This is a genomic window from Flavobacterium solisilvae, assembly GCF_012911605.1.
Classification (GTDB): domain Bacteria; phylum Bacteroidota; class Bacteroidia; order Flavobacteriales; family Flavobacteriaceae; genus Flavobacterium; species Flavobacterium solisilvae.
Genome location: NZ_JAAMPT010000145.1, coordinates 1 through 483, shown reverse-complemented (window position 1 = coordinate 483; position 483 = coordinate 1). Strand labels below are relative to the sequence as shown.

The window sequence follows — 483 nt, the reverse complement described above, 5'->3', positions numbered from 1 at the left end:
TGTTAGAATGCTCCCCTACCACTTATACTTACGTATAAATCCATAGCTTCGGTAGTATACTTATGCCCGATTATTATCCATGCTCGTCCGCTCGACTAGTGAGCTGTTACGCACTCTTTAAATGAATGGCTGCTTCCAAGCCAACATCCTAGCTGTCTGGGCAGACAAACCTCGTTTTTTCAACTTAGCATACATTTGGGGACCTTAGCTGATGGTCTGGGTTCTTTCCCTCTCGGACATGGACCTTAGCACCCATGCCCTCACTGCTGTAAAACATTATATAGCATTCGGAGTTTGTCAGGAATTGGTAGGCGGTGAAGCCCCCGCATCCAATCAGTAGCTCTACCTCTATATAACTATTATCAGCGCTGCACCTAAATGCATTTCGGGGAGTACGAGCTATTTCCGAGTTTGATTGGCCTTTCACCCCTACCCACAGGTCATCCGAAGACTTTTCAACGTCAACCGGTTCGGACCTCCACT

Annotated in this window: 1 rRNA gene; it reads right to left on the bottom strand. The window is 47.0% G+C overall.

Annotation, left to right across the window (positions count from 1 at the left end):
• Window positions 1-483 (bottom strand): 23S ribosomal RNA (locus G6042_RS00670); the annotation flags it as partial.